General features: G+C 64.9%; 16 protein-coding genes. 14 read left to right on the top strand and 2 right to left on the bottom strand.

Translation table 11 applies throughout. The features are described 5' to 3' along the window. Positions 1–141: 141 nt before the first annotated feature. Positions 142–5,964, top strand: a complete 5,823-nt coding sequence (locus UNPF46_RS12215; protein WP_502705488.1) for a VCBS domain-containing protein — start codon at positions 142–144, stop codon at positions 5,962–5,964. A 128-nt stretch (positions 5,965–6,092) separates the two neighbouring features. After that, the gene (locus UNPF46_RS12210) at positions 6,093–8,324 is read left to right on the top strand and encodes a CHASE2 domain-containing protein (RefSeq protein WP_142250173.1); all 2,232 of its coding nucleotides are present in this window, start codon (positions 6,093–6,095) and stop codon (positions 8,322–8,324) included. 153 nt (positions 8,325–8,477) lie between these two features. Here the strand turns inward: UNPF46_RS12210 and UNPF46_RS12205 are convergent, their stop codons facing one another. Beyond that, positions 8,478–10,073 carry an ABC transporter substrate-binding protein gene (locus tag UNPF46_RS12205; RefSeq protein ID WP_142250172.1) on the bottom strand — a complete coding sequence of 532 codons (1,596 nt, stop codon included), beginning with the start codon at positions 10,071–10,073 and terminating at the stop codon, positions 8,478–8,480. Positions 10,074–10,272: 199 nt separating this feature from the next. Here UNPF46_RS12205 and UNPF46_RS12200 point away from each other — a divergent pair, with 199 nt between their 5' ends. The 12 genes from UNPF46_RS12200 (at position 10,273) to UNPF46_RS12145 (ending at position 23,518) form a co-directional block, all read left to right on the top strand. Then, positions 10,273–11,934, top strand: coding sequence for an ABC transporter substrate-binding protein (locus tag UNPF46_RS12200; RefSeq protein WP_100175123.1), 1,662 nt, complete (start codon positions 10,273–10,275; stop codon positions 11,932–11,934). 190 nt (positions 11,935–12,124) lie between these two features. Continuing rightward, positions 12,125–13,078 (top strand): ABC transporter permease, encoded by a 954-nt coding sequence (locus UNPF46_RS12195; RefSeq protein WP_100175124.1) that lies wholly within the window; start codon positions 12,125–12,127, stop codon positions 13,076–13,078. A 4-nt stretch (positions 13,079–13,082) separates the two neighbouring features. Beyond that, on the top strand, positions 13,083–13,985 hold the full coding sequence (locus tag UNPF46_RS12190; protein WP_100175125.1) for an ABC transporter permease: 903 nt from the start codon (positions 13,083–13,085) through the stop codon (positions 13,983–13,985). Positions 13,986–13,988: 3 nt separating this feature from the next. Then, positions 13,989–15,050, top strand: coding sequence for an ABC transporter ATP-binding protein (locus UNPF46_RS12185; protein ID WP_174718737.1), 1,062 nt, complete (start codon positions 13,989–13,991; stop codon positions 15,048–15,050). Then, the gene (locus tag UNPF46_RS12180) at positions 15,047–15,244 is read left to right on the top strand and encodes a hypothetical protein (RefSeq protein WP_100175126.1); all 198 of its coding nucleotides are present in this window, start codon (positions 15,047–15,049) and stop codon (positions 15,242–15,244) included. The genes UNPF46_RS12185 and UNPF46_RS12180 overlap by 4 nt, the downstream gene beginning before the upstream one ends. Further along, positions 15,241–16,656, top strand: a complete 1,416-nt coding sequence (locus UNPF46_RS12175; RefSeq protein WP_142250171.1) for an amidase — start codon at positions 15,241–15,243, stop codon at positions 16,654–16,656. Before UNPF46_RS12180 ends, UNPF46_RS12175 begins: the two co-directional genes overlap by 4 nt. Next, the gene (locus UNPF46_RS12170; RefSeq protein ID WP_100175128.1) at positions 16,653–17,630 is read left to right on the top strand and encodes an ABC transporter ATP-binding protein; all 978 of its coding nucleotides are present in this window, start codon (positions 16,653–16,655) and stop codon (positions 17,628–17,630) included. The genes UNPF46_RS12175 and UNPF46_RS12170 overlap by 4 nt, the downstream gene beginning before the upstream one ends. Before the next feature lie 218 nt (positions 17,631–17,848). Then, positions 17,849–18,118, top strand: coding sequence for a GlsB/YeaQ/YmgE family stress response membrane protein (locus tag UNPF46_RS12165; RefSeq protein WP_100175129.1), 270 nt, complete (start codon positions 17,849–17,851; stop codon positions 18,116–18,118). A 264-nt stretch (positions 18,119–18,382) separates the two neighbouring features. Then, a complete protein-coding gene (locus UNPF46_RS12160) occupies positions 18,383–20,131 on the top strand; it encodes a type I secretion system permease/ATPase (protein ID WP_100175130.1) in 1,749 nt (582 codons plus the stop codon). Between the two features lie 10 nt (positions 20,132–20,141). After that, positions 20,142–21,476: an HlyD family type I secretion periplasmic adaptor subunit gene (locus UNPF46_RS12155; protein ID WP_142250170.1), complete on the top strand. Its 1,335-nt coding sequence runs from the start codon at positions 20,142–20,144 to the stop codon at positions 21,474–21,476. 217 nt (positions 21,477–21,693) lie between these two features. Further along, the gene (locus UNPF46_RS12150; RefSeq protein ID WP_142250169.1) at positions 21,694–23,163 is read left to right on the top strand and encodes an AMP nucleosidase; all 1,470 of its coding nucleotides are present in this window, start codon (positions 21,694–21,696) and stop codon (positions 23,161–23,163) included. 46 nt (positions 23,164–23,209) lie between these two features. Continuing rightward, on the top strand, positions 23,210–23,518 hold the full coding sequence (locus UNPF46_RS12145; RefSeq protein WP_246668639.1) for a DUF1488 family protein: 309 nt from the start codon (positions 23,210–23,212) through the stop codon (positions 23,516–23,518). A 196-nt stretch (positions 23,519–23,714) separates the two neighbouring features. Here the strand turns inward: UNPF46_RS12145 and UNPF46_RS12140 are convergent, their stop codons facing one another. Further along, positions 23,715–24,197, bottom strand: coding sequence for a CinA family protein (locus UNPF46_RS12140; RefSeq protein WP_142250168.1), 483 nt, complete (start codon positions 24,195–24,197; stop codon positions 23,715–23,717). Positions 24,198–24,277 lie beyond the last annotated feature (80 nt).

Genomic DNA, 24,277 nt, shown 5'->3' with positions numbered 1-24,277 from the left:
GTGCCCAGCCGTATGGCCTCCTTGGGCCAAGTGATGCGAAATCACACAAGCAATAGATGGTATCCCTAAGGACTTGCTAATGCTATGCAAGCTTAGGCGGTCGATACTTACTTAAATTTTAACCCTTTTTACGGTGCCCGGTTGAATTACGCTGGCCAGTTTGACGGCGCGATTTCCTTGGACGGCCTGGGTTCCCGCTCGCCCGCCGGCGCCCATGTCGATTCCTTTACGGCGAAAGCCCATGGTCACGTGCCTGAGGGCGCGTTCGTCGTTCCCGACCCCAACCTGATCTTCAACGGCGAATTCAAGCGCACCGGTCTCGATCTCGTGCTGTCCCACGAGGGGCACGAGTTCGTCGTTCACGATTATTTCCGGGGCGACAAGCGTGCGGCGCTCGCCTCGCCCGACGGCGCCCACCTCACCGGCGACATCGTCAACGCGCTCACGGGCCATGTCCAGGTTGCGCAAGCCGCGCCGGGCGCTGCCGCGGCCCAGGTCATCGGCCACGTCACCAAGCTCGTGGGCAGCGCGACCGCCGTCCGCAATGGCGTCTCGGTCATCCTGAACAACGGCGACAACGTCGAGAAGGGCGACGTGGTCTCGACCGGCGCGGATTCGACCCTCGGCATCACCTTCATCGACGGCACGGTGTTCGGCCTGTCCTCCAACGCGCGGATGGTGCTGAACGAGATGGTCTACGACCCCAACGGGTCGAGCAATTCCTCGCTGCTGAGCCTTGTCGCCGGCACCATCACCTTCGTCGCCGGCGAGACCGCCAAGCACGGCGACATGAAGATCGACACGCCGGTCGCCACCATGGGTATCCGCGGCACCGCGGTGCTCACCCAGATCAATTTCGTGGTTCCCCCCGGCGGCGGCGATCCGCAGCCGCAGGCGAGCTTCCAGGTGCTGGTCGAGCCGAACGGCACGACGGGCTCCTACATCCTGTTCGACAAGATCACGCTGCTGCCGATCGCGACGGTCAACCAGGCCGGCCAGATGATCCAGATCAGCGGCGGCAACGTCTCGATCTCCAATGCGCTGATGTCGCCGGACATCCAGAAGCTGATCAGCGACGTGTTCACGCTGAAGTTCACCGACAACAACACCAACACCAAGCTGACGACGAACTTCACCGACACGCTCACGCCGATGAGCCAGGACCTGGTGTTCAAGTCGGGTTCCGGCGCCGTCGTGACCGCGACCTTCGTCAACCTCAATCCGCAGGGATCGGAGCTGCCCGGCGCTTCCACGCCGGGTGTCACGCGTATCCCCGGCCAGCCGATTGCGCAGAGCTTCGACGCCAGCGGCAATGTGAAGTCGGCGTTCGCGTTGACGGAGCGTGCCGACACGACCGGCGACACGCATAGCGACACGATTTCCGGCCTGATCAGATTCGTCGATCAGAACCTCGGCGACCGGCCGACGGTCAGCATCAGCCTCGCTGAGGCGCCAAACTACGTCTACAAGGATGCCGGTCAGCACGACGTCACCGGCTCGCTCTCCGCGCTGCAGAAGCAGGATATCGCGGCGACGCTGATCCAGATCAGCGTCGTCCCCGACGCCGGCAACGACAACAACGGCTCGGCGGTCTGGACCTACACCATCCCGGACAAGGTCTTCGACTTCCTCGCGGCCGGCGAAACGCTGACGCTGACCTACATGGTCCGGGTCGACACCAATTTCGCCGTCAACCCCGAGAGCAAGTTCATCCCGATCACGATCACGGTCACGGGGACGAACGACAAGCCCACGGTGGCGACGTCGGGTGGCACGGTCATCGAGAAGGTCGGCACCGGCAACGAGGCTCTCGACACCATCACCGGCACGGTCACCTTCACCGACGTCGATCTGACCGACCGGCCGATCGTGAGCGCGGCGCTCTCGTCCACCCATCCGTTCAAATATCTCGACGCGCAAGGTCACGACATCACCTCGACGCTGACGCCGCAGCAGCTGGCGGCGATCGCCGCGGTCGAGGTGCCGCTGACGGTGGTGCAGGGCGCGGGGAACGGCAACAACGGTTCGGCCACCTGGGCCTACAGTGTTCCCGATCATCTGTTCGATTTCCTCGCCGAAGGCGAGACGCTGACCCTGAACTATGTGGTGCAGGTCGATGACGGGCACGGCGGTGTCGTCAGCACGCCGATCACCGTGTCCATCAACGGCGCGGACGTCAATGTCGAGGGCACCAACGATGTGCCGACGATCGTCGGAGAAGACACCAATCCGGCCGGTGCGGTGACCGAAGATGATTCGACCACGCTGGCTGCCAACGGCACCATTGCCTTCAACGACCCCGATCTCACCGATACGCACACCGCGAGCTACGTGCTGAAGTCGACGGTTTCGAGCGCGCATCTGCCCGGCTTCAGCGACGGCACGTCGCATATCGGCACGTTCGCGCTCGATCCGGTGGTCGAAAGTCCGGGTGCCAGCTCCCGCGGCTCGGTGGGCTGGACCTTCACGCTCGACGACAACAATCCGGTGCTGCAGTCGCTGGCCGAAGGCCAGACCATCACGCAGGTCTACACCGTGACGGTCGACGACCATCACGGTGGAACCGTCACCCAGGACGTCACGGTGGTCATCACCGGCAAGAACGACGCGCCGACCGTGACCAGCAGCACCGCGGCGGCAACGGGCAAGGTGATCGAGGATGTCGGCCTGACGCTGTCGATCGACGGCGTGCTGGCGATTCAGGATCTCGACCTGATCGACACCCATACCGCGCATGCGGTGTTCAAGTCGTCGTCCTCGGACGCGCATCTGCCCGGCTTTGTCGAGGGTGCCACGAATATCGGCACCTTCACGATCGATTCGTCGGTGCTCGAATCCAATACGGACACCAACAACGGCGCGACGCTGGGCTGGCACTTCACGCTCGACAACGGCAATGCGATGCTGCAGTCGCTGGCCGAAGGGCAGACCATCACCCAGGTCTACACCGTCACCTTCACCGACAATCACAACGCGACGGTCACGCAGGATGTCACGGTTACGATCACCGGCGTCAACGACGCGCCGACGATCACCAGCGATGCCGAGGCGGCGACCGGTCATGTCGTCGAGGACGCCGGTCTGACGCTGGCGATCGACGGCACGCTGGCGATCCAGGATCTCGATCTGATCGACACCCACACGGCGGAAGCGGTGTTCAAGTCGTCGTCCATCAGCTCGGCCCTGCCGGGCTTCGATGCCGACAGCACGAATCTCGGCACCTTCACGATCGATCCGTCGGTGCTCGAATCCGTCACCGACACCGACAATGGCGCGACGCTGCAGTGGCACTTCACGCTCGACAACAGCAACGCGATGCTGCAGTCGCTGGCGGAAGGGCAGACCATCACCCAGGTTTACACCGTCACGTTCGACGATCATCATGGCGGCACCGTCAGCAAGGACGTCACCGTGACGATCACGGGCGTCAATGACGCGCCGACCATCACGAGCGATATCGACGCCGCAAAGGGCGCGATCACGGAGGATGCCAGCGCCTCGCTCACGGCCGAAGGCACGCTTGCGATTCAGGATTTGGACCTGACCGACACTCACACTGCGGCATGGTCGTTCAAATCCTCGTCCACCAGCTCGGACCTGCCGGGCTTCGGAGCGAGTTCGCATATCGGCACGTTCTCGATCGATGCGGTGTCGGAATCCGCGACGGACACCGACAATGGCGCCACGCTCGGCTGGCACTTTACCCTCGACAACAGCGATCCCGTGCTGCAGTCGCTGGCGGAAGGCCAGACCATCACGCAAGTCTACACCGTCACGTTTGACGACCAGCACGGCGGCAAGGTCAGCAAGGACGTCACCGTCACCATCACTGGCACCAACGACGCGCCGGCCGTCTCCTATGCCACGTCGGACGACATGGGCTTCGACGGCCACACCATCGCGGTCGGCGCCGCGCCGACGGTCGCCACCGATGACGTGACGCTGGATGGCCGGGTGAACTGGAACGGGGGCGCCGAGGCTGGTCACGGCCAGATCCTGTTCTACAACGGCAATACCTCGACGACGGGCTTCGGCCTCCTCGGCACGGTCAATGCCAACGGCACGCTGGAGCTGCAGATCCTCGCGGGCGGCGTCCAGATCGCCGATACCGGCGTGGCAATCGCCGCGTCGCAGTGGCACGACATCGCGCTGACCCGCGAGAACGGCACCTTTAAGCTCTATCTCGACGGCCATCTCGAATATTCGCAGGCATGGTCGGTCAACCCGATCGACGGCAGTGTGTCGAACCCGTCGCACTCCTACATGATGATAGGCGCCGCGAGCGAGCCGGGCTCGGCGGGTTTTGGCGCGGAAGGCTTTTATGGCTCGATCGCAGATGTCAGCGTCTGGACCGACGCGCTCACGCAAACGCAGATCCAGTCGATCGATTTCACCGCACTCACCGGCCACGAGACGAATCTGGCCGCGTATTACCAGCTCGGCGGCAGCGGCAACACCGTCGTCAATTCGGTCAACCCCGCCCAAAGCCTCGACATCGACCTTGCCGACCTCAAGGAGACCAATGAGGGGCTGGCCAAGTCCGGTACGCTGATCTTGTCCGACGTCGACGCCACCGATCACGTCAGCGTGGCGGTCAGTGAGGTGCAGGTTACCCTCGACGGCGTGACGCAGACCGGCAGCGTCGGAGGGCTGTCGCATGAAGCCCTGTTGAACTATCTCTCCGTCCCGTCCGGCGACATCCTCGACGGCACGGCGACTCACGCCCAGTTCACTTGGCAGTTCAATTCGGGCGGCCAAGCCTTCGACTTCCTCGCCGCCGGCCAGACGCTGTCGCTGCAATACACCATCGTTCCGTCGGATGCCCAGGGTGCCGGCACGAGCGCAATCGTCACCGTCAACATCGTCGGCAGCAACGACGCGCCGACGCTGGCCGATCTCCACATCGGCACGCTCGCGGATACCGCGGCTCCCGACACCTTCTCCGACCTGACCGGCACGCTGGCCGGCCACGATGCCGATACCGGCGAGACGGCGACGCTGACCTACGCCGTCCTCAATGCGGATCATCATGCGGCGACGACCGTTGCAGGGCTCTACGGCTCGCTGACGGTCAATTCGGACGGCAGCTACAGCTACGTTGCCAATGCGGAGGCCATCAACGCGCTGCCGGAAGGCTCCTACGGCGACACGTTTACGGTTCAGACCACGGACGTGCACGGTGCGACCGGCACGGCCACGCTCACGGTGGACGTGACCGGCGCGGACGACGCCAGCGGCCCAGTCATCGACACCACGCGCTTCCAAGTCTGGCACGACAACGAGAGCAACACGGACAGCGTCACCGGCCTCTCGGTGGTCGATACCGATCCCGGCGCCGCGACAGACGATTTCAAGATCACGGCCGTGACCGTGCATGATCCCGACAGCACGGTCTCTCCAGGGTTGGCGAGCGGTAGCCTCGACGACGTCAATTTGCTCCTCACGGACGGCATCACCTATGATCCGGGTGAGACACCGCCGGCCATCGACCAGATCACGCTGACGGTTCTGGACAAGACCACAGGCCTTTCCGATACGGTCAACTTCATCTTCAACGAGGCCGGCGACACGAGCCAGGGCATCACGCTGGCAGGCACCAGCGGCAAGGACGTCATCTTCGCGACCGACACCAACGACACGCTGACCGGCGGCGGCGCCAAGGATCAGTTCGTGTTTGCGCCGGGCTTGCTGTACGACGGCAACGGGCATCCCGTCACCGAGCTTTCGCATACCATCACCGATTTCACGACGGGCCTCGACAAGATCGACCTGCGGCAGTTCTCGGATGTCAGCTCCCTCGGCAATCTCTCGATCGTCCAGCAGTCCGATGATACGCTGGTGACCTGGCAGCAACAGATCACTCAGCGCGACGGGCCGACGATCGTCGAGCACGAGTCGCTGTTGCTGAAGGACGTCCTTGCAGCGAATCTCAAGGCCGGCGATTTCATCTTCCACATCACCTGAGCCGGCGGGCGACGGCTCGACCGCCGCAAAAAATCCGTCAGCCTCAGCTGATCGGGCATAGAAAATCGCGCGCCGACGCTCCATGATCGGCGGGCCCGGCCCGGTCCGGGGCAGGAAGTCCGATCGAAATGAAACGTCTCAAGATCCTGCGGCGGTGGTTTGCGAAAAAGTTCGGCTTCGCGCGGCTGATGTGCCTTGCGCTGCTGGTTGTGTTCGCCGGCGCGCGCCTGTGGGATCCGCTGCCGATCCAGGAATTGCGGCTGCGCACCTTCGACATGTTCCAGCTGATCGATCCGCGCCAAAAGGCGGCGCGGCCGGTCGTGATCGTCGACATCGACGACAAGAGCCTCGCCAAGCTCGGCCAGTGGCCGTGGCCGCGGACGCGGATCGCGGATTTGATCCTGAACCTCACCAGCAACGGCGCGGTCGCGATCGGTTTCGACGTGGTGTTCTCCGAAGCCGACCGGCTCAACCCGGATCAGGTCGCGAACCAGATGCGATATCTGGACGACGCCACCCGGGCCAAGCTGCGCGAGCTGCCGAGCAACGACCAGGTCCTCTCCGACGCGATCAAGCGCTCGCGCGTCGTGCTGGGCGAGACCGGCCAGCGGGCGATCTCCTCCGAGATCGACAAGTCGCTGCCCTTCACCGGCGTCGCCACCGTCGGGGAGGAGAGCGCCGAGCGCTTCCTGTTCGAATTCCCCGGCCTGCTGCGCAACGTCCCCGTCATCGAGAAGGTCGCGGCGGGCCGCGGACTGTTCACGATCAGGCCCGAGCGCGACGGCCTGATCCGCCGCGTGCCGATGATCATGCGCGCCCAGGGCAACATCATGCCCTCGCTCAGCCTCGAGATCCTGCGCGTCGTCACGGGCACGCCGACGCTGCTGGTGCGGACCGACAAGACCGGCGTGCGCGCCGTGCGGCTCAAGGGCGTGGAGATTCCGACCGACAAGAACGGGCAGCTCTGGGTGCATTATGCCCGCCAGGATCCTTCGATCTACGTCTCCGCCGCCGACGTGCTCGACAACACCGTGCCGCCCGCCAGGATCGCCGGCAAGCTCGTGCTGGTCGGCACTTCTGCGGTCGGCCTGAACGACATCAAGACCACACCGGTCTCCCGGGCCATGCCGGGGGTCGAGGTCCATGCCCAGGTGCTGGAGAGCGTCTTGAGCGGCGCGGTGATCTCGCAGCCGAATTACGCGCTCGGCGTCGAGCTGCTCGCCGCGCTCATCATTGGCCTGCTCGTCATCATCTTCACGCCGAATCTCGGGCCGGTGCGACTGGTGCTGGCGGGGGCGTCGTTCGCCGCCATCCTGGTCGGCGTGTCCTGGTTCTTCTACGCCCAGTACCGCTTCCTCATCGACTTCACCTACCCGCTGCTCTCGACCACCGCGGTCTATCTGACGCTGATCTTCGCGAGCTTCGTGCGCGAGCAGCGCCAACGCAAGGAGATCCGCGGCATCTTCGCGCAATACATGTCGCCTGTGCTGGTCGAGCAGATGGCGCAATCACCGGACAAGGTCGTGCTCGGCGGTGAGGAGCGCGAGATGACCATCATGTTCTCCGACGTGCGCGGCTTCACCACGATCTCGGAGAGCTACAAGCACGATCCGCAAGGCCTGATCGAGCTGATGAACCGCTTCCTGACGCCGCTCACCGACGTGATCATCGAAGAAAAGGGCTACGTCGACAAATATATGGGCGACGCGATCATGGCGTTCTGGAACGCGCCGCTCGACGATACCGAGCATGAGGTCAACGCCTGCGAGGCTGCGATCCAGATGCTGGAGCGGATCGACGTGGTCAACAGGGAGCGTGAGCAGGAGGCGGCCGACGGCGGCCATGTCTACATCCCGCTCAATGTCGGCATAGGCCTCAACACCGGCATCGGCGTTGTCGGCAACATGGGTTCCGACCTCAAGAAGAACTATTCGGTGCTCGGCGACAGCGTGAACCTCGCATCGCGCCTGGAAGGGCAGACCAAGGAATACGGCTTCCCGATCATCGTGGGATCCAGGACCGCGCTTGCCGCCAAGGAAAAGTTCGCGATCCTCGAGCTCGACTTCATCATGGTCAAGGGCAAGAGCGAGCCGGAGGTGATTTACGCCATCGCCGGCCGCGAGGACGTGATGCATTCCGGCGCCTTCCAGCGCCTGCGCAACATCACCATCGAGATGCTCGGCTGCTACCGCGGCCGCGACTGGCAGGGCGCGCTGGATGCGATCGAACGCGGCCGCAGAAGCGAGGACGCGGACACGCTGGAGAAGCTGTTCAGGCTCTACGAGGCGCGCATCAAGGATTTCCAGGTCAATCCGCCGCCGGAGAACTGGACCGGAGCGTACGCGCTGCTGACGAAGTAGGCGGTCTGTAGGGTGGGTTAGGCTTGCAAATGCGCGAAGCGCATCTGCAAGCCGTAACCCACCAACTTTGGTTTCCACAGCGACAAACCAGTGGTGGGTTACGCCTTCGGCTAACCCACCCTACGACAGTGGAGCTTGACGCGCAGCTTCGCCTCACTCCATTCCGATCGTCGTCAGGTCCTGGAACCAGTGCTGGGCCTGCACGAACTGCTTCACCTTCGGCGACAGCGCGTGCGGGTTGGTGTCGTGGACGACCCAGACCAGCGTGGCATCGTCCACGATCAGCGCATGCGCCTGCGCCAGCAGCTCGTCCTGCTTGGTGCTGTCGAATGTCTGCTTCGCTTCGTCGATCAGCGCGTCGACTTTCGGGTTCTTGTAGCCGCCCCAGTTGACGCCGACGGGTGCGATCTGGCCGGAATGGAAGAAGCGGACGATGGCGTAGAGCGGGTCGGAGGTGACGTAGGCGATGTTGTTGGCGGTGATGCCGGCGTTCATCTCGTCGGCCGCGCCCTTGCGCCAATGCGTATAGAGCGTCTCGAGCTCGACCACCTTGAAGTCGATCTCGATACCGATCTCCTTGAAGCTCTGCTGCAGGAATTCGTTCATCGGCAGCGACAGCATCTGGCCGGTGCCGCCCTGCGCGATGATGAAGGTGGTCTTCAGCGGCTTCGCCTTGGAGTAGCCGGCCTCCTCGACCAGCTTCCTGGCGGCGGCGAGATCGTATTTCAGCTCGAAGCTCGGCTTGCCGAACCACGGGCTGGACGGATCGACCTGGCCTTTCGCGGGCTTGGCGAGGCCATTCATCAAGCCGACCACGGCATCGCGGTCGATCGCGAGGTTCAGCGCCTTGCGCAGGCGGATGTCGGTCCAGGGCGAGCCGGGCAGCACGCTCAGATGATAATTCCAGACATGCGGCGTGACGTTGTCGACGATCTTCATGCCGGCTGCCTTGAGCTGCGGCACGGCGTCCGGCGCCGGCGTCTCGATCAAATCGACCTGTCCCGCCAGCAGCGCGTTGGTGCGCGTCAGCGCTTCCGGCATCGGCACCAGCACGATCTTGTCGGCCTTGGGAATACGCTTCTTGTTCCAGTAATCCGGGTTCTTCGTAAGCTCGGCGAGCTCGCGCGGCACCAGTTTCGTCAGCTTGAACGGGCCGGTGCCGGAGGGCTGGCTGGCGAACTTGTCCCAATCCTTGCCGAGCTTTTCGTATTGCGCCGGGCTCGACACCAGGAACCACAGCATCTGATAGGGAAAGAAGGAATCGACCGTCTTGGTGGTGATCTCCACCGTGGAATCGTCGATCTTGGCGTAGCTCGCGACCGAGGGGAGGCGGGTCTTCACCTGCGCGCTCTGCCGCTTGTCGAATTGTGGCGCCTTGTCGTTGAGCACCTTGTCCAGATTCCAGATCACCGCGTCGGCGTTGAACTCGCTGCCGTCGTGAAACTTGACGCCCTTGCGCAACGTGAAGCGCCATTTGGTCTTGTCGTTGTCGTCCACCTTCCACTCGGTCGCGAGCCCCGGCACCAGCTTGCCGGGGCGATCCGCGACGTCCATCTCCCAGGCGACCAGCGGATCGTAGATCGTGTAGGCCGTGAACTGATAGGCGCCGGCGCCGCGATCGGGCTGGCCCGTGGTCAGCGGGATGTCCGCCATCGAGATTCCGTAACGCACCACTGTTTCGGCGCGCGCCGAGATTGCGGATAACGCCAGCGCAAGCACGGCGAGACAAGTCGATAGACGAATACGCATGGCCCAAAGCTCCCAGGAGATTTCGGGGCCAAACGTGCAATCTTGATGCCAGAATAGGCAGTGCGACGACTTTGCCTCCGTGTGATCACAAGGACTTGTCGCCGCAGGGGCAATTTGCAGAAAATGTTTCTCCTTGGCATAGCCATTGCATACGATTGCATCAAAATTAATCATCGAAAGCCGGAAAAGGACTGAGGCGATGCTTATCAAGAAGAACAAGACCCGCGCGGCGCTGATTGCGCTGCTCGCACTCGGCAGCGCGGCCGCATGGCCGCGTGTCGCCAGTGCGGAGACCGTGCTGCGCATCGGCATGACCGCTGCCGATATTCCGCGCACCCTGGGCCAGCCCGATCAGGGGTTTGAGGGCAACCGCTTCACCGGCCTCACCATGTACGATGCGCTCACCGGATGGGACCTGTCATCTGCCGACAAGGCGAGCGTGGTGATTCCAGGCCTTGCCACCGAGTGGAAGGTCGACGATGCCGATAAGACCAAATGGATCTTCAAGCTGCGCCCCGGCGTCACCTTCCACGACGGCTCGCCGTTCAACGCCGACGCCGTGGTGTGGAACGTCGACAAGGTCTTGAAGCAGGACGCGCCGCAGTTCGACGCCAGCCAGGTCGGCGTTACGGCCTCGCGCATGCCGACGCTGGCGTCCGCGAAGAAGATCGACGACATGACGGTCGAGCTCACCACCAAGGAGCCCGACAGCTTCCTGCCGATCAACCTCACCAATCTCTTCATGGCGAGCCCGGCGAAGTGGCAGCATTTCTACGACAAGGCGGAAGGTGCTGACGCCAAGGCGAAATCGCAGGCGGCATGGACGGCGTTCGCCAAGGACGCCGCCGGTACCGGTCCGTGGAAGATGGCGAGCTTCACGCCGCGCGAGCGGCTCGAGCTCGTGAAGAACGCGAATTATTGGGACAAGGCGCGCGTGCCCAAGATCGACAAGATGGTGCTGCTGCCGATGCCGGAGGCGAACGCCCGCACCGCGGCACTGCTCTCGGGGCAGGTCGATTGGGTCGAGGCGCCGGCGCCGGACGCGCTGCCCGAGCTCAAGCAGCGCGGCTTCAAGCTCTACGCCAACGAGCAGCCGCACGTCTGGCCCTGGCAGTTCTCGCGCGTCGAGGGCTCGCCCTGGAACGACATCCGCGTCCGCAAGGCCGCGAACCTCTGCATCGATCGTGAAGGCCTCAGGGACGGGCTGCTCGCCGGTTTGATGGTGCCCGCGACCGGCACATTCGAGCCCGGCCATCCCTGGCGCGGCAATCCCACCTTCCAGATCAAGTACGACAAGGCGGCCGCACAAAAGCTGATGCAGGAGGCCGGCTTCGGTCCCAACAAGAAGCTGACGGTGAAGACCCAGACGTCGGCATCCGGTTCGGGCCAGATGCAGCCGCTGGCGATGAACGAGTATCTGCAGCAGGCGCTGGCCGAATGCTATTTCGACGTGAAGCTCGACGTCATCGAGTGGAACACTCTGTTCACGAACTGGCGCCGCGGCGCCAAGGACCCCTCGGCCAACGGCTCGAATGCGACCAACGTCACCTATGCGGCGATGGACCCGTTCTTCGCGCTGGTGCGCTTCCTGCAATCGGGCATGGCGCCACCGGTCTCGAACAATTGGGGCTTCATCAACAATCCCAAGTTCGACGAGCTGGTGAAGAAGGCGCGCCAGACCTTCGATCCCGCCGCGCGCGACGCCGCGCTTGCCGAGCTGCACGCGGCCTCCGTCGACGATGCCGCCTTCCTCTACGTCGCCCACGACGTCGGCCCGCGTGCGATGAGCCCAAAGGTGACGGGCGTGGTGCAGCCGAAGAGCTGGTTCATCGACTTCTCGCCGGTGTCGATGACGCCGTGAGGTGAGCACGCTGGCAGGGCTCCCCTCCCCCTTGTGGGGAGGGGTCGGGGAAGGGGGTCCACACGGGCGGTCGTCGTGTGGCCACCCCTCTCCCTAACCCTCCCCCACAAGGGGGGAGGGAACCCTCGCATCTCGCGTCCCTTACTCAAGCCCACGCACCCAATCGTGCGACATCACGTCAGGTCAATCCGTGCTCGCCTATATCGCCAGACGCATCGTCTATGTCATCCCGATCGTCATCAGCGTGGCGCTGGTGTGCTTTCTGCTCGTGCACATCACGCCGGGCGATCCGCTCGTTGCCGTGCTGCCGGCCGATGCGTCGCAGGAGCTCGCGGCGCAATTGCGTGCCGCCTATGGCTTCGACCGCCCGCTGCCGGTGCAGTTCGGCCTTTGGCTGCTGCGCGCACTACATGGCGATCTCGGCAATTCCATCGCGACGGGACGCCCCGTGCTCGCCGAGGTCATGCGCGCGGTCGGCAACACCGTCACGCTGGCGATTGCCGCCGCCATCATCGGCTTCACCATGGGCATCCTGCTCGGCCTCATCGCCGGATACTTCCGCGAGACCTGGATCGACAAGGTCGCGACCTCCTTTGCCATCGCCGGCGTCTCGGTGCCGCATTACTGGCTCGGCATGGTGCTGGTCATCATCTTCTCGGTGCAGCTGAACTGGCTGCCCGCGGTCGGCGCCGGGCCCAACGGCTCCAACTCCTGGGCCTGGGACTGGGCGCATCTGCAATATCTCGTGCTGCCGGCGATCACGACCTCGGTGATCCCGATGGGCATCGTCACCCGCACCGTGCGCGCGCTCACCGGCGACATCCTCAGCCAGGATTTCGTCGAGGCATTGCGGGCAAAGGGCCTGCACGAGACCGGCGTGTTCCGCCACGTCATCAAGAACGCCGCGCCCACCGCGCTCGCGGTGATGGGGCTTCAGCTCGGCTACATGCTCGGCGGCTCGATCCTGATCGAGACCGTGTTCTCCTGGCCGGGCTCGGGCTTCCTGCTCAATTCGGCGATCTTCCAGCGCGACCTGCCGCTGCTGCAGGGCACGATCCTGATCCTGGCGCTGTTCTTCGTCTTCCTCAATCTCCTGGTCGACATCGCGCAAGCCGCGATCGATCCACGCATCAAGCGGGGCTAGCGGGATGAGCGAGCTGCCGTTGTCCGCCACCGCCGACGCCGCGCTGCAGGCCGCGCCCGCGACCAAGGCACGCGGCTATTGGGCGACCGTCGGCCGCCGCATCACGCGCGACAAGGTCAGCATGGCCTGTGCGCTGGTGCTGATCCTGATCTTCCTTTCCGCGATTCTCGCGCCGTGGCTCGGACTTGAGGATCCCTACAAGGGCTCGATGATCCGTCGCCTCCGCCACATCGGCACCGTCGGTTACCCGCTCGGCACCGACGAGCTCGGTCGCGACATGCTGGCGCGCCTGATCTATGGCGGACGGCTGTCGCTCGTCATTGGTATTTTGCCTGTGATCCTGGCCTTCTGCATCGGCACGTCGCTGGGCCTCATTGCCGGCTATGTCGGCGGCAAGCTCAACACCGCGATCATGCGCACCATCGATGTGTTCTACGCCTTCCCGTCGGTGCTGCTGGCGATCGCGATCTCCGGCGCGCTCGGGGCCGGCATCCTCAACTCCATCGTATCGCTCACGGTCGTGTTCGTGCCGCAGATCACCCGCGTCGCCGAAAGCGTCACCACGGGCGTGCGCAACATGGATTTCGTCGAGGCCGCGCGTGCTTCCGGCGCGGGTCCCTTCACCATCATGCGCGTGCACATCCTCGGCAATGTGCTGGGCGCGATCTTCGTTTATGCCACCAGTCTCATCTCGGTCTCGATGATCCTGGCTGCAGGTCTCTCCTTCCTCGGTCTCGGCACCAAGCCGCCGGAGCCGGAGTGGGGGCTGATGCTGAACACCCTGCGCACCGCGATCTACGTCAATCCATGGGTCGCCGCATTGCCGGGTGCGATGATCTTCGCGGTCTCGATCTGCTTCAATCTGCTCTCGGACGGCCTCCGTAGCGCCATGGACATCAGGAACTAGGCCATGAGCGAGAGCAACACATCCGTCGAAATGCTGGAGCCGGTCGAGGACGTCGGCGGGCTCGCGCAGCCGCTGTTGCAGGTCAACGGCCTGACCAAGCATTTTCCCGTCCGCGGCGGGCTGTTCGCGGCCAAGCGTACCGTCCGCGCCGTCGACAACGTCTCCTTCGCCGTCGCCAAGGGCGAGACCGTCGGCATCGTCGGCGAGTCCGGTTGCGGCAAGTCCACCACCGCGCGGCTGCTGATGCATCTGATGCCGCGCGATGACGGCGACATCATCTATGACGGCATGACCGTGGGGCAGTCGCTCTCCTTGCGCGAATTGCGCCGCGGCATGCAGATGGTGTTCCAGGATTCCTATGCCTCGCTCAATCCGCGCCTGACCATCGAGGAGTCCATCGCCTTCGGTCCCAAGGTCCACGGCATGGCTGACGGCGCCGCCCGGGCGCTGGCGCGCGAGCTGCTCGGCAAGGTGGGCTTGCGCCCGGAAAACTTCGCCAACCGTTATCCGCACGAGATCTCGGGCGGCCAGCGCCAACGCGTCAACATCGCCCGCGCGCTCGCACTGTCGCCGCGTCTGGTGATTCTGGACGAAGCCGTCTCCGCACTCGACAAATCCGTCGAGGCGCAGGTGCTCAATCTGCTGGCCGATCTCAAGCGCGAGTTCGGTCTCACTTATCTCTTCATCAGCCACGACCTCAACGTCGTCCGCTACATCTCGGACCGCGTGCTGGTGATGTATCTCGGCGAGGTCGTCGAGCTCGGCCCGGTCGACCAGGTCTGGGACAGCCCGGCTCATCCCTACACCCGGGCGCTGCTTGCGGCGATGCCGTCCTCCGACCCTGACAGGCGCACCGAGAAGCCGCCGATCACAGGCGATCCGCCCAATCCGATCGATCCGCCCCCGGGCTGCCGCTTCCACACCCGCTGCGCGTTTGCGGAGCCGCTCTGCGCAAATGTCGCACCAAAGCTCACTGCGCTCGATAAGATCGGCCACGAGGCGGCTTGCTACATGGCCATTCCGGGTTCTGGCCATAGCCGCGCGCCGAGGGAGAAGACCGCATGACGAGACCGACACCGAAAGAGATCAAGCCGATCGCGCAAGTCGCCGGCGTTCCCGTGGATGACGAGATCGCAACCCGCATCTCCAACTCCATCGGACCTGCGTTCGAAGGCTTTGCCGCCATCGCCGGCACGCTGCCGTTCGACCTCGAGCCCGCGCTCTATCCGATCGCGCAAGCCGCGAAGGTGTCGAAATGAGCACCGAGCCCGCATTGATGACGCTCAGCGAGGTCGCGCGTGCGATCGCAATGAAGCAGGTGTCCTCGCATGAGGTGACGCGTGCGCTGCTGCATCGCATCGCGCAGTGGCAGCCGCATCTCAACGCCTTCATGTCGATCGAGGCAGAGCCCGCGCTGAAGGCGGCCGAAGCCGCCGACGCCGAGCTTGCCAAGGGCAATGTCCGTGGCCCCCTGCACGGCGTGCCGCTCGCGCACAAGGACATGTATTACGACGCCGGCAAGGTCGCGACCTGCGGCTCGCTGATCCGCCGCGATTTCGTGCCGACCGTGACCTCGACCGCCCTGCAGCGGTTGAAGGACGCCGGCCAGGTCCGCTTGGGCACGCTGCATCTTGCCGAATTCGCCTACGGACCGACCGGGCATAACCATCATTATGGTCCGGTGCGCAATCCCTGGAACGTCGCGCATATCACCGGCGGCTCGTCGTCGGGCTCCGGCTCGGCGGTCGCGGCGCGGTTGACCTATGCGGCGCTCGGCTCGGACACCGGCGGCTCGATCCGCATGCCCGCGCATTTCTGCGGCGTCACCGGGCTGAAGACCACCTGGAGCCGCGTCAGCCGCGCCGGTGCCATGCCGCTGTCGCAATCGCTCGACACCGTCGGCCCGCTCGCGCGGACCGCCGAGGATTGCGCGCTGCTGCTGGCGCTGATGGCGGGCGCAGATCCCTTGGATTCCACCTGCAGCCACGCGCCGCTGTCAGACTACGTCGGCGCGACGAAGGGCTCGCTGAAGGGTCTGAAGATCGGCGTGCCCGCGTCCTTCTACGTCGACGATCTCGACGCTGAGGTCGCGCGCGTGCTGGACGAGACCATCGCGGTGCTCAAGCGCGAGGGCGCCGACATCGTCAAGGTCGAGCTGCCGGATCAGCGGCAATTGTCCTCGGCGAGCCAGCTCGTGCTCGCCGCGGAAGCCGCCGCCTTCCACAAGCGCTGGATGATCGAGCGCCCGCAGGATTATGGCCCGCAGGTGCTGATGCGGCTGCAGAACGGCCTCGCCGTTCCCGCCATCACCTATCTTGAGGCGATGCGCTGGCGTGGCCCGGCACTGGCTGCGCACAACGCCGCGACATCGGGCGTCGATGCGGTAATCGCGCCGGCCTCGCCGGTGCCGGCACCGACGATCGAGGAGAGCGATGTCGGCGGCGGCCCGAACGCACCGGCGCTGCTGCAGCGGCTGACGCTGTTCACCCGCCCGGTGAATTTTCTGGGCCTGCCGTCGCTCACCGTGCCCTCCGGCTTCACCAAGAGTGGTCTGCCGGTCGGCATGCAGCTGATCGGCCGCTCCTTCGATGAAGCGACCCTGCTCACCATCGGCGCGGCCTTCCAGCGCGTCACCGACTATCACGATCGATTGCCGAAATTGCCGTCATGACAAAGCTCGTCGAGATCTCAGGCCTGAACATCCGCTTCACCGGCGAGCGCACGGTCTATGCCGTGAACGACCTCAGTCTGTCGCTGGGCGACGGCGAGGTGCTGGGCCTGCTCGGCGAGTCCGGTTCGGGCAAGAGCGTGACCCTGCGGGCCTTGATGCGGCTGTTGCCGAAGAAGCGCACGCAGATATCGGGCAAGGTCAACGTCATGGGCCGCGATGTGCTCGCCATGAACGACGAGGAATTGTCGTCCTTCCGCGGCCAGACCGTCTCGATGATCTTCCAGGAGCCGGCGCTCGCGCTCGATCCGGTCTACACCATCGGCGCGCAGATTGCCGAAAGCGTGGTGCGCCATGAAGGCAAGAGCTACGCGGAGGGCAGGGCACGCGCGCTCGAAATGCTCGAGGTCGTGCGTATCCCCTCCGCAAAACGGCGGCTCGACGCCTATCCCCACGAGATGTCGGGCGGCATGCGCCAACGCGCGATGATCGCGCTGGCGCTCGCCTGCCGGCCCAAAATCCTGCTGGCGGACGAGCCGACCACGGCGCTCGATGCCACCGTGCAGATCCAGATCCTGCTCTTGCTGCGCGAGCTGCAGCGCGAGTTCGGCATGTCCGTGATCTTCGTCACCCACGACATTGGTGTGGCGATCGAGATCTGCGACCGCGTCGCGGTGATGTATGCCGGTCAGATCGTGGAGCAGGGCACGCTGCGCGATATCGTTCGCTCGCCGGTGCATCCCTATGCCAAGGGCCTGCTCGCCTCGACTATTCATGGCGCCAAGCGCGGGCAGCGGCTCGAGACCATCCCCGGCACCCCGCCCTCGCTGGCGGAAAAGCCCCACAACTGCTCCTTCGCCCCACGCTGTTCGGTGGCGCAGCCCCGCTGCCTGGAGCAATTGCCTGCCAATGTGGAGGTCGGGCCGGGCCGGGCGGCGCGATGTGTGCTGGCGGAGCAGGTGGCGGCGCTGTCATAATATTTGAATGGCGCTTTTGCTGCGCTCCTTCCCTTGAAATTCCTCTGCGGCAACACCGAGTTGTCACAGTTCTCCGGGACTGCGGGCCAAAGCCGCCTCTACTTTGCATGGGGTTGTTTTCGACATTTTTGTCGGGGCCGGCAGAGGCGAATAGCATTCAGACCCCATTCATCCCGGTTCCCGTCCCATGCGGACGTTCATGGAGAGGGACCAGACGTATGTACATTTCCAACGAAGGCCTGCTCGTGATCCTGTTCGTCGGCCTGGTCGCCGGCTGGCTCGCCGGCAAGGTGGTGCGCGGAACAGGGTTCGGGATCATCGGCGACATCGTGGTCGGCATCGCCGGCGCGTTTGTGGCCAGCTTCCTGTTCCCAAAGCTCGGTATTCGCATCGGCACCGGGCTCGTGTCCGAGATCGTCTATTCCGCCATCGGCGCCGTCATTCTGCTCTTGGTGGTGCGGCTGGTGCGGGGCGGCGGCCGGTTCTAGCAACTGCCCGGTTCGATCGATCGGAGACTGGCCGCCTCTCCGGAGCTGGGGGAGGGGCGGGGATCTCTGCACCAAAAAGCCGCAAAGACTGTGAAATACCGGACTTGCGTGCGAGGCCTTCGGAGGTAGATGTGGCCCATCAGGGTTTGGGATGGACCCGGCCCGCGTTGGACGCCGCGCCAACATGATGTTAATTCGGGGCGCGTACCCTGAATTAACAGTGAAATCAGGGGCTTTGGCCCCCACCTGAAAGAGATCACACTGATGGCAGCCGGTCCTGGCGTCCGCCGTTCAGAGCTCGGTGACGCCTTGCGCGCTTGTCGCACCGCGTTCATCGGCGTTGGCTTGATGAGCTGCATGATCAACCTGCTCTATCTGACCGGGTCGATCTTCATGCTGGAGGTCTACGATCGGGTGCTGCCGAGCCGCAGCGTCCCAACCCTGGTCGGCCTGATCATCCTCGCCAGTTTCCTCTATATGGCGCAGGGCGTGCTCGACATGATCCGCAACCGGATCCTGGGTCGGATCGGCACCGCGCTGGACGAGGCCCTCAACAAGCGCGTGTTCGACACCATCGTCCGCCTGCCGCTGCTGGTCGGCAGCCGCAACGAGGGGCTGCAGCCGCTGCGCGATCTCGACAATGTCCGCTCCTTCCTCGGCGGCATGGGCCCGAGCGCGTTCTTCGATCTGCCCTGGCTGCCGCTGTATCTCGCCATCTGCTTCGCCTTCCATGTCATGATCGGCGTCACCGCACTGGTCGGCGCCATCATCCTGGTCGGCCTGACGCTGGTCACCGAATTCATGTCCCGCCAGCCGGCGAAGGAGGCGATGGGCCTTGCCGCCCAGCGCAACGATCTCGCCCAGTCGAGCCGCCGCAATGCCGAAGTCATGGTGGCGATGGGCATGACCGGCCGGATGAACGCGCGCTGGAGCGAGGCCAACGAAAAATATCTCGCCGGCAATCAGCGCGCGAGCGACGTCGCCGGCGGTCTCGGTGCGGTCGCCAAGGTGCTGCGCATGATGCTGCAATCGGCCGTGCTCGCGGTCGGCGCCTATCTCGTCATCCACCAGGAAGCGACCGCCGGCATCATCATCGCCGGCTCGATCCTCTCCGCCCGCGCGCTGGCGCCGGTCGATCTCGCCATTGCGCACTGGAAATCCTTCGTCGCGGCGCGCCAGAGCTGGCACCGCCTCACCCGCCTGCTGGAGCAGATGCCGGCGCAGACGATGCCGACCCAGTTGCAGGCGCCCACCAGCCGGCTCTCGGTCGAAGGCGTCGCCATGGTGCCCCCGGGCGACCAGCGCCTCATCGTTCAGGACATCACCTTTGCGCTCGCCGCGGGCAACGGCCTCGGCGTGATCGGCCCGAGCGGTTCCGGCAAGTCGTCGCTGATCCGCGCGCTGGTCGGCGTCTGGCAGCCGGTGCGCGGCAAGGTGCGGCTCGACGGCGCGGCGCTCGATCAATGGTCGTCCGACATGCTCGGCCGGCACATCGGCTATCTGCCGCAGGACGTCGAATTGTTCGGCGGCACCATCGCGCAGAACATCAGCCGGTTCGATCCCGAGGCGACGTCCGAGGCCATCATCGCCGCGGCGAAGGAAGCCGGCGTGCACGAGATGATCATCAAGATGCGCGAGGGCTACAACACGCAAGTCGGCGAGCAGGGCACCGCGCTCTCCGCCGGCCAGGCGCAGCGCGTGGCGCTGGCGCGCGCGCTCTATGGCAACCCCTTCCTGATCGTGCTCGACGAACCCAACTCCAACCTCGACACCGAAGGCGACGAGGCGCTGACCCGCGCCGTCCGCGCCGCGCGCGAGCGCGGCGCCATCGTCGTCGTGGTGGCGCACCGCCCGATCGGCGTCGAGGCGGTCGACCAGGTGCTGGTGCTGCGCGACGGCCGCATGCAGGCGTTCGGCCCGAAGGAGCAGGTGCTCGCCCAGGTGCTGCAGCCGCGCGTGACCCCGCCGGCTCCGATCAAGATCGTCAGCGAAGGCGGAGTGGCCAAGCCATGAGTACAAAGCCATGAGTACGATGGCCATCGGCGGCGCGAAGCCGGCCGCGAAGAAGACCGTGCGCGAGTCCATCAGGTTCCACCTCCTGCTCGGACTTGGCATCGTGCTCGTGCTGGTCGTCGGTCTCGGCGGCTGGGCCTCGACCGTGCTGATCTCGGGCGCGCTGATCGCGCCCGGCCAGATCGTGGTCGAATCCAACGTCAAGAAGGTGCAGCATCCGACTGGCGGCGTGGTCGGCGAGGTGCGCGCCCGCGACGGCGACCTGGTCAAGGCCGGCGACATCGTGGTGCGGCTCGACGACACGGTGACCAAGGCGAACCTTGCCATCGTCACCAAGAATCTCGACGCCGCGCAGGCGCGTGCGGCGCGCCTGCAGGCCGAGCAGCGTGGTGTCGACAGGATCGAATTTCCGCAAGCCCTGCTCGATCGCGCCAATGATCCCGACGTCAAGCTGCTGCTGTCCGCCGAGACCAAGCTGTTCGACGTCCGCGTCAACGGCCGCACCGGACAGAAGGCCCAGCTTCGCGAGCGCATCACCCAGCTCAACGAGGAGATCGCGGGTCTCAGCGCCCAGGAGAAGGCCAAGGATCAGGAGATTGCGCTGGTGCAGAACGAGCTCACCGGCGTGCGCGAGCTCTACGACAAGCGTCTGGTGCAGATCTCGCGGCTGACCCAGCTCGAGCGCGACTCCGCACGTCTCAACGGCGAGCGCGCGCAGTACATCGCCTCGCGTGCCCAGGCCAAGGGCAAGATCACCGAGACCGAGCTCCAGATCATCCAGGTCGACAAGGACGTGGTGAGCGAGGTCTCCAAGGATCTGCGCGAGACCAACGACAAGATCGGCGAGCTGATCGAGCGCAAGGTCGCCGCCGAAGACCAGCTCCGCCGCATCGACATCCGCGCGCCGCAGGACGGCATGGTGTTGCAATCCAACGTGCACACTGTCGGCGGCGTTGTGACCGCCGGCGACGCGCTGATGCTGATCGTGCCGCAGGCCGACGATCTCCAGGTCGAGGCCAAGGTCAATCCGGTCGACATCGACAAGCTTCAGATCGGCCAGAAGACGCTGCTGCGCCTCTCCGCGTTCAACCAGCGCACCACGCCCGAGCTGAACGGCCTCGTCAGCCGCGTCTCCCCCGACGTCACCACCGACCAGCGCACCGGCCAGAGCTACTACACCATCCGCGTCTCGATGCCGGCCGAAGAGATCGCCCGCCTCGGCGACGTCAAGATGATTCCCGGCATGCCCGTGGAAGCCTTCGTCCAGACCGGCGACCGCACCATGCTGTCGTATCTGATGAAGCCGCTGCACGACCAGCTGATGCGCGCATTCCGGGAGAAGTGACGCGCGAAAGCGCGTCATCCCGGAGCGCGCTTAGCGCGCATCCGGGATCCCGTGCCGCAAATTCGCTCTCGTAAGGTGGGCAAAGGCGCAAAGCGCCGTGCCCACGATCTTTCTCCGATACGACGAGATGGTGGGCACGCTTCGCTTTGCCCACCCTACGGCACCGCCTTCTTTGCTATAGTTCGACTCAGAGCTCCAAATAGCCCGGCGGTCGAACATGCAATCTCCCCCCTCCATCGCCACCAAATCCTTCTCCGACGCGTCCCTCGCCGTCGCGCGGCTCGAAGAGATCTACGAGCGCAACACGAAATTCCTGCGCGAACGGTTCGAAGCCTATGTCGGCGGCGAGGCGATCACCACGCGGGTGCGCGCCTATTATCCCTTCGTGCGCATCACGACTGCGACGCATGCGCGGCTGGATTCGCGGCTCGCCTACGGCTTCGTCGCCGGGCCCGGCGTGCACGAGACCAGCGTGACGCGGCCGGATCTGTTCCGCAGCTATCTCACCGAGCAGATCGGCCTCCTGATCCAGAATCACGGCGTGCCTGTCGAGATCGGCGAATCCGCCGAGCCGATCCCGATCCACTTCGCCTATCGTCGCGACATCAACATCGAGGCTGCCATCACCACCAGCGAGAACTCGCCCGTGGCGCGGTCGCTGCGCGACGCCTTCGACGTGCCGGATCTTGCCACCATGGACGATTCGATTGCGGACGGCACCTTCGAGCTCCAGAGGGGCGCCCCCGAGCCGCTGTCGCTGTTCCGCGCCGCCCGCGTCGATTACTCGCTGCGCCGGCTCTATCACTACACCGGCACGGATCCCGAGCATTTCCAGAACTTCGTGATCTTCACCAACTACCAGTTCTATGTCGACGCATTCGCGCAAGCGTGCCAGCAGCGGCTTCAGTCCGGCGAGGCCGGTCTCGAAGCCTTCGTCGCGCCCGGCAACGTCATCACGCACAGCGGCGGCGCGACGAGCGGGGACGCGCCTTCACGCATGCCGCAGATGCCGGCCTTCCATCTGGTCGCGCCGGGCTACCGCGGCATCACGCTGATCAACATCGGAACCGGCCCCTCCAACGCGCGCAATGTCACCGACCACGTCGCCGTGCTGCGCCCGCATGCCTGGCTGATGCTCGGCCACTGCGCAGGCCTGCGCAACACGCAGCGGCTCGGCGACTACGTGCTCGCCCACGGCTATGTGCGCGAGGACCACGTGCTCGACCGTGAATTGCCGTTGTGGGTGCCGATTCCGGCGCTCGCCGAGATGCAGGTTGCGCTCGAAGAGGCAGTCGAGGACGTCACCGGCCTCGAAGGTTTCGAGCTCAAGCGCCTGATGCGCACGGGCACGGTGGCGAGCGTCGACAACCGCAATTGGGAGATTTCCGGCCCCGAGGCGATCCGCCGGCTGTCGCAGTCGCGTGCCGTCGCGCTCGACATGGAATCAGCCGCGATCGCCGCCAACGGCTATCGCTTCCGCGTGCCCTACGGCACACTGCTCTGCGTCTCCGACAAGCCGCTGCACGGCGAGATCAAGCTCGCCGGCATGGCCAGCGAATTCTACCGCCGCCGCGTCGGCCAGCATCTCGAGATCGGCCTGAAGGCGCTGGAGCGGCTCAAGCAGCAGGAATCGGAGCGGCTGCATTCGAGAAAGCTCCGCAGTTTTGCCGAAGTCGCGTTCCAGTAGGGCGAAGCGGCAGCTTTGCCGCTGACAAGCCGGACGATTTTCAGCATTGTCCGGCGCGGGGCTCGACTGGGACGACTTGATGCCGCTGACGCGCGACAGGATCATCGGCCATGACCTCGAACGGCTGGCCTTTCGCTTCACCATGCTCAATGACGACGAGGTCGTGCAGTGCCAGATCAGCGACGCTGCGATGGACGAGCTCGCGGGGATGCAGGGCACCGAAAGCAGCGCGCGGCAGGCGCAGTTCCTGTCGCTGCGCGAGACCATCGAGCGGATCGCGTCGGAGATCTATGACGAGGCGCCGCGGGTGCAGGGCTATGTGGTGCGGATTTTCATGCGGCATCTGGGGCGGTGAGATTGAAATGGGCCGCGAGCCCAAATTCTCCCCGTCACCCTGAGGTGGCCGCTTCTTCAGCGGCCCTCGAAGGGCGACGGCCCGCTGCACCTCGGCCGTTCATCCTTCGAGGCTCTCCACGTGGCGCGTTGCGCCACGTGTCTCGCACCTCAGGATGACGGTATTGAAAGCGTGATCGCTGCGAGGGATACCACCATCACCCCTCCAGCTTCCTCAACAACAACCTCAGCGCCGTCGCCGCAAACACCTGCATGTTCGCGAACCGCTCGTTTTCACCCGTCTCCAGCGTCATCACCTCCGTCACAGGTCCGCTCACCGCCATGCAGCTGTGGCCGGCGGCGTCGCCGTAGCGGTTGCCGGTGGGGCCGGCGGCGCCGGTCTCGGACAGGCCCCAGTCGCCGCCAAAGCGCGTTCGCATCCGTTCGGCCAGCAGTTGGGCGTAGGGCTCCGACGAGGAGCGAAAGCCCTTCATTTCTTCGTCCGAAATATCCATCAGCACGCGCCTGGCATCGCGGGTGTAGACCACCGCGCCGCCGAGGAAGTAGGCGGAGGCGCCGGGCACCGCGAGCAGGCTGGCCGCGATCAGGCCTCCGGTGGAGGATTCCGCCACCGCAATGGTCTGTTTGCGCGCGATCAGTTGGGCGGCGACCAGTTCCGCAATGCCGACGAGCTCCTTCATCCCTTGATCCTCCCATGCCTCGCAACCGAGCTGCGCCTTCCTAGCATATGCCAATCGCCTTGGCCGAGTTGCGGACGACG

The organism is Bradyrhizobium sp. UNPF46, from assembly GCF_006658625.1.
Lineage (GTDB): Bacteria > Pseudomonadota > Alphaproteobacteria > Rhizobiales > Xanthobacteraceae > Bradyrhizobium > Bradyrhizobium nitroreducens.
The sequence above is the reverse complement of the archived record's forward strand: the minus strand, read 5'-3'. Positions and strand labels throughout refer to the sequence as shown.

Coding starts and splice junctions, on each gene's coding strand:
- UNPF46_RS12175 (WP_142250171.1), top strand. CDS start 15,241: ATGAGCACCGAGCCCGCATTGATGACGCTCAGCGAGGTCGCGCGTGCG.
- UNPF46_RS12140 (WP_142250168.1), bottom strand. CDS start 24,197: ATGAAGGAGCTCGTCGGCATTGCGGAACTGGTCGCCGCCCAACTGATC.
- UNPF46_RS12190 (WP_100175125.1), top strand. CDS start 13,083: ATGAGCGAGCTGCCGTTGTCCGCCACCGCCGACGCCGCGCTGCAGGCC.
- UNPF46_RS12170 (WP_100175128.1), top strand. CDS start 16,653: ATGACAAAGCTCGTCGAGATCTCAGGCCTGAACATCCGCTTCACCGGC.
- UNPF46_RS12150 (WP_142250169.1), top strand. CDS start 21,694: ATGCAATCTCCCCCCTCCATCGCCACCAAATCCTTCTCCGACGCGTCC.
- UNPF46_RS12185 (WP_174718737.1), top strand. CDS start 13,989: ATGAGCGAGAGCAACACATCCGTCGAAATGCTGGAGCCGGTCGAGGAC.
- UNPF46_RS12200 (WP_100175123.1), top strand. CDS start 10,273: ATGCTTATCAAGAAGAACAAGACCCGCGCGGCGCTGATTGCGCTGCTC.
- UNPF46_RS12205 (WP_142250172.1), bottom strand. CDS start 10,073: ATGCGTATTCGTCTATCGACTTGTCTCGCCGTGCTTGCGCTGGCGTTA.
- UNPF46_RS12155 (WP_142250170.1), top strand. CDS start 20,142: ATGAGTACGATGGCCATCGGCGGCGCGAAGCCGGCCGCGAAGAAGACC.
- UNPF46_RS12210 (WP_142250173.1), top strand. CDS start 6,093: ATGAAACGTCTCAAGATCCTGCGGCGGTGGTTTGCGAAAAAGTTCGGC.
- UNPF46_RS12165 (WP_100175129.1), top strand. CDS start 17,849: ATGTACATTTCCAACGAAGGCCTGCTCGTGATCCTGTTCGTCGGCCTG.
- UNPF46_RS12160 (WP_100175130.1), top strand. CDS start 18,383: ATGGCAGCCGGTCCTGGCGTCCGCCGTTCAGAGCTCGGTGACGCCTTG.
- UNPF46_RS12180 (WP_100175126.1), top strand. CDS start 15,047: ATGACGAGACCGACACCGAAAGAGATCAAGCCGATCGCGCAAGTCGCC.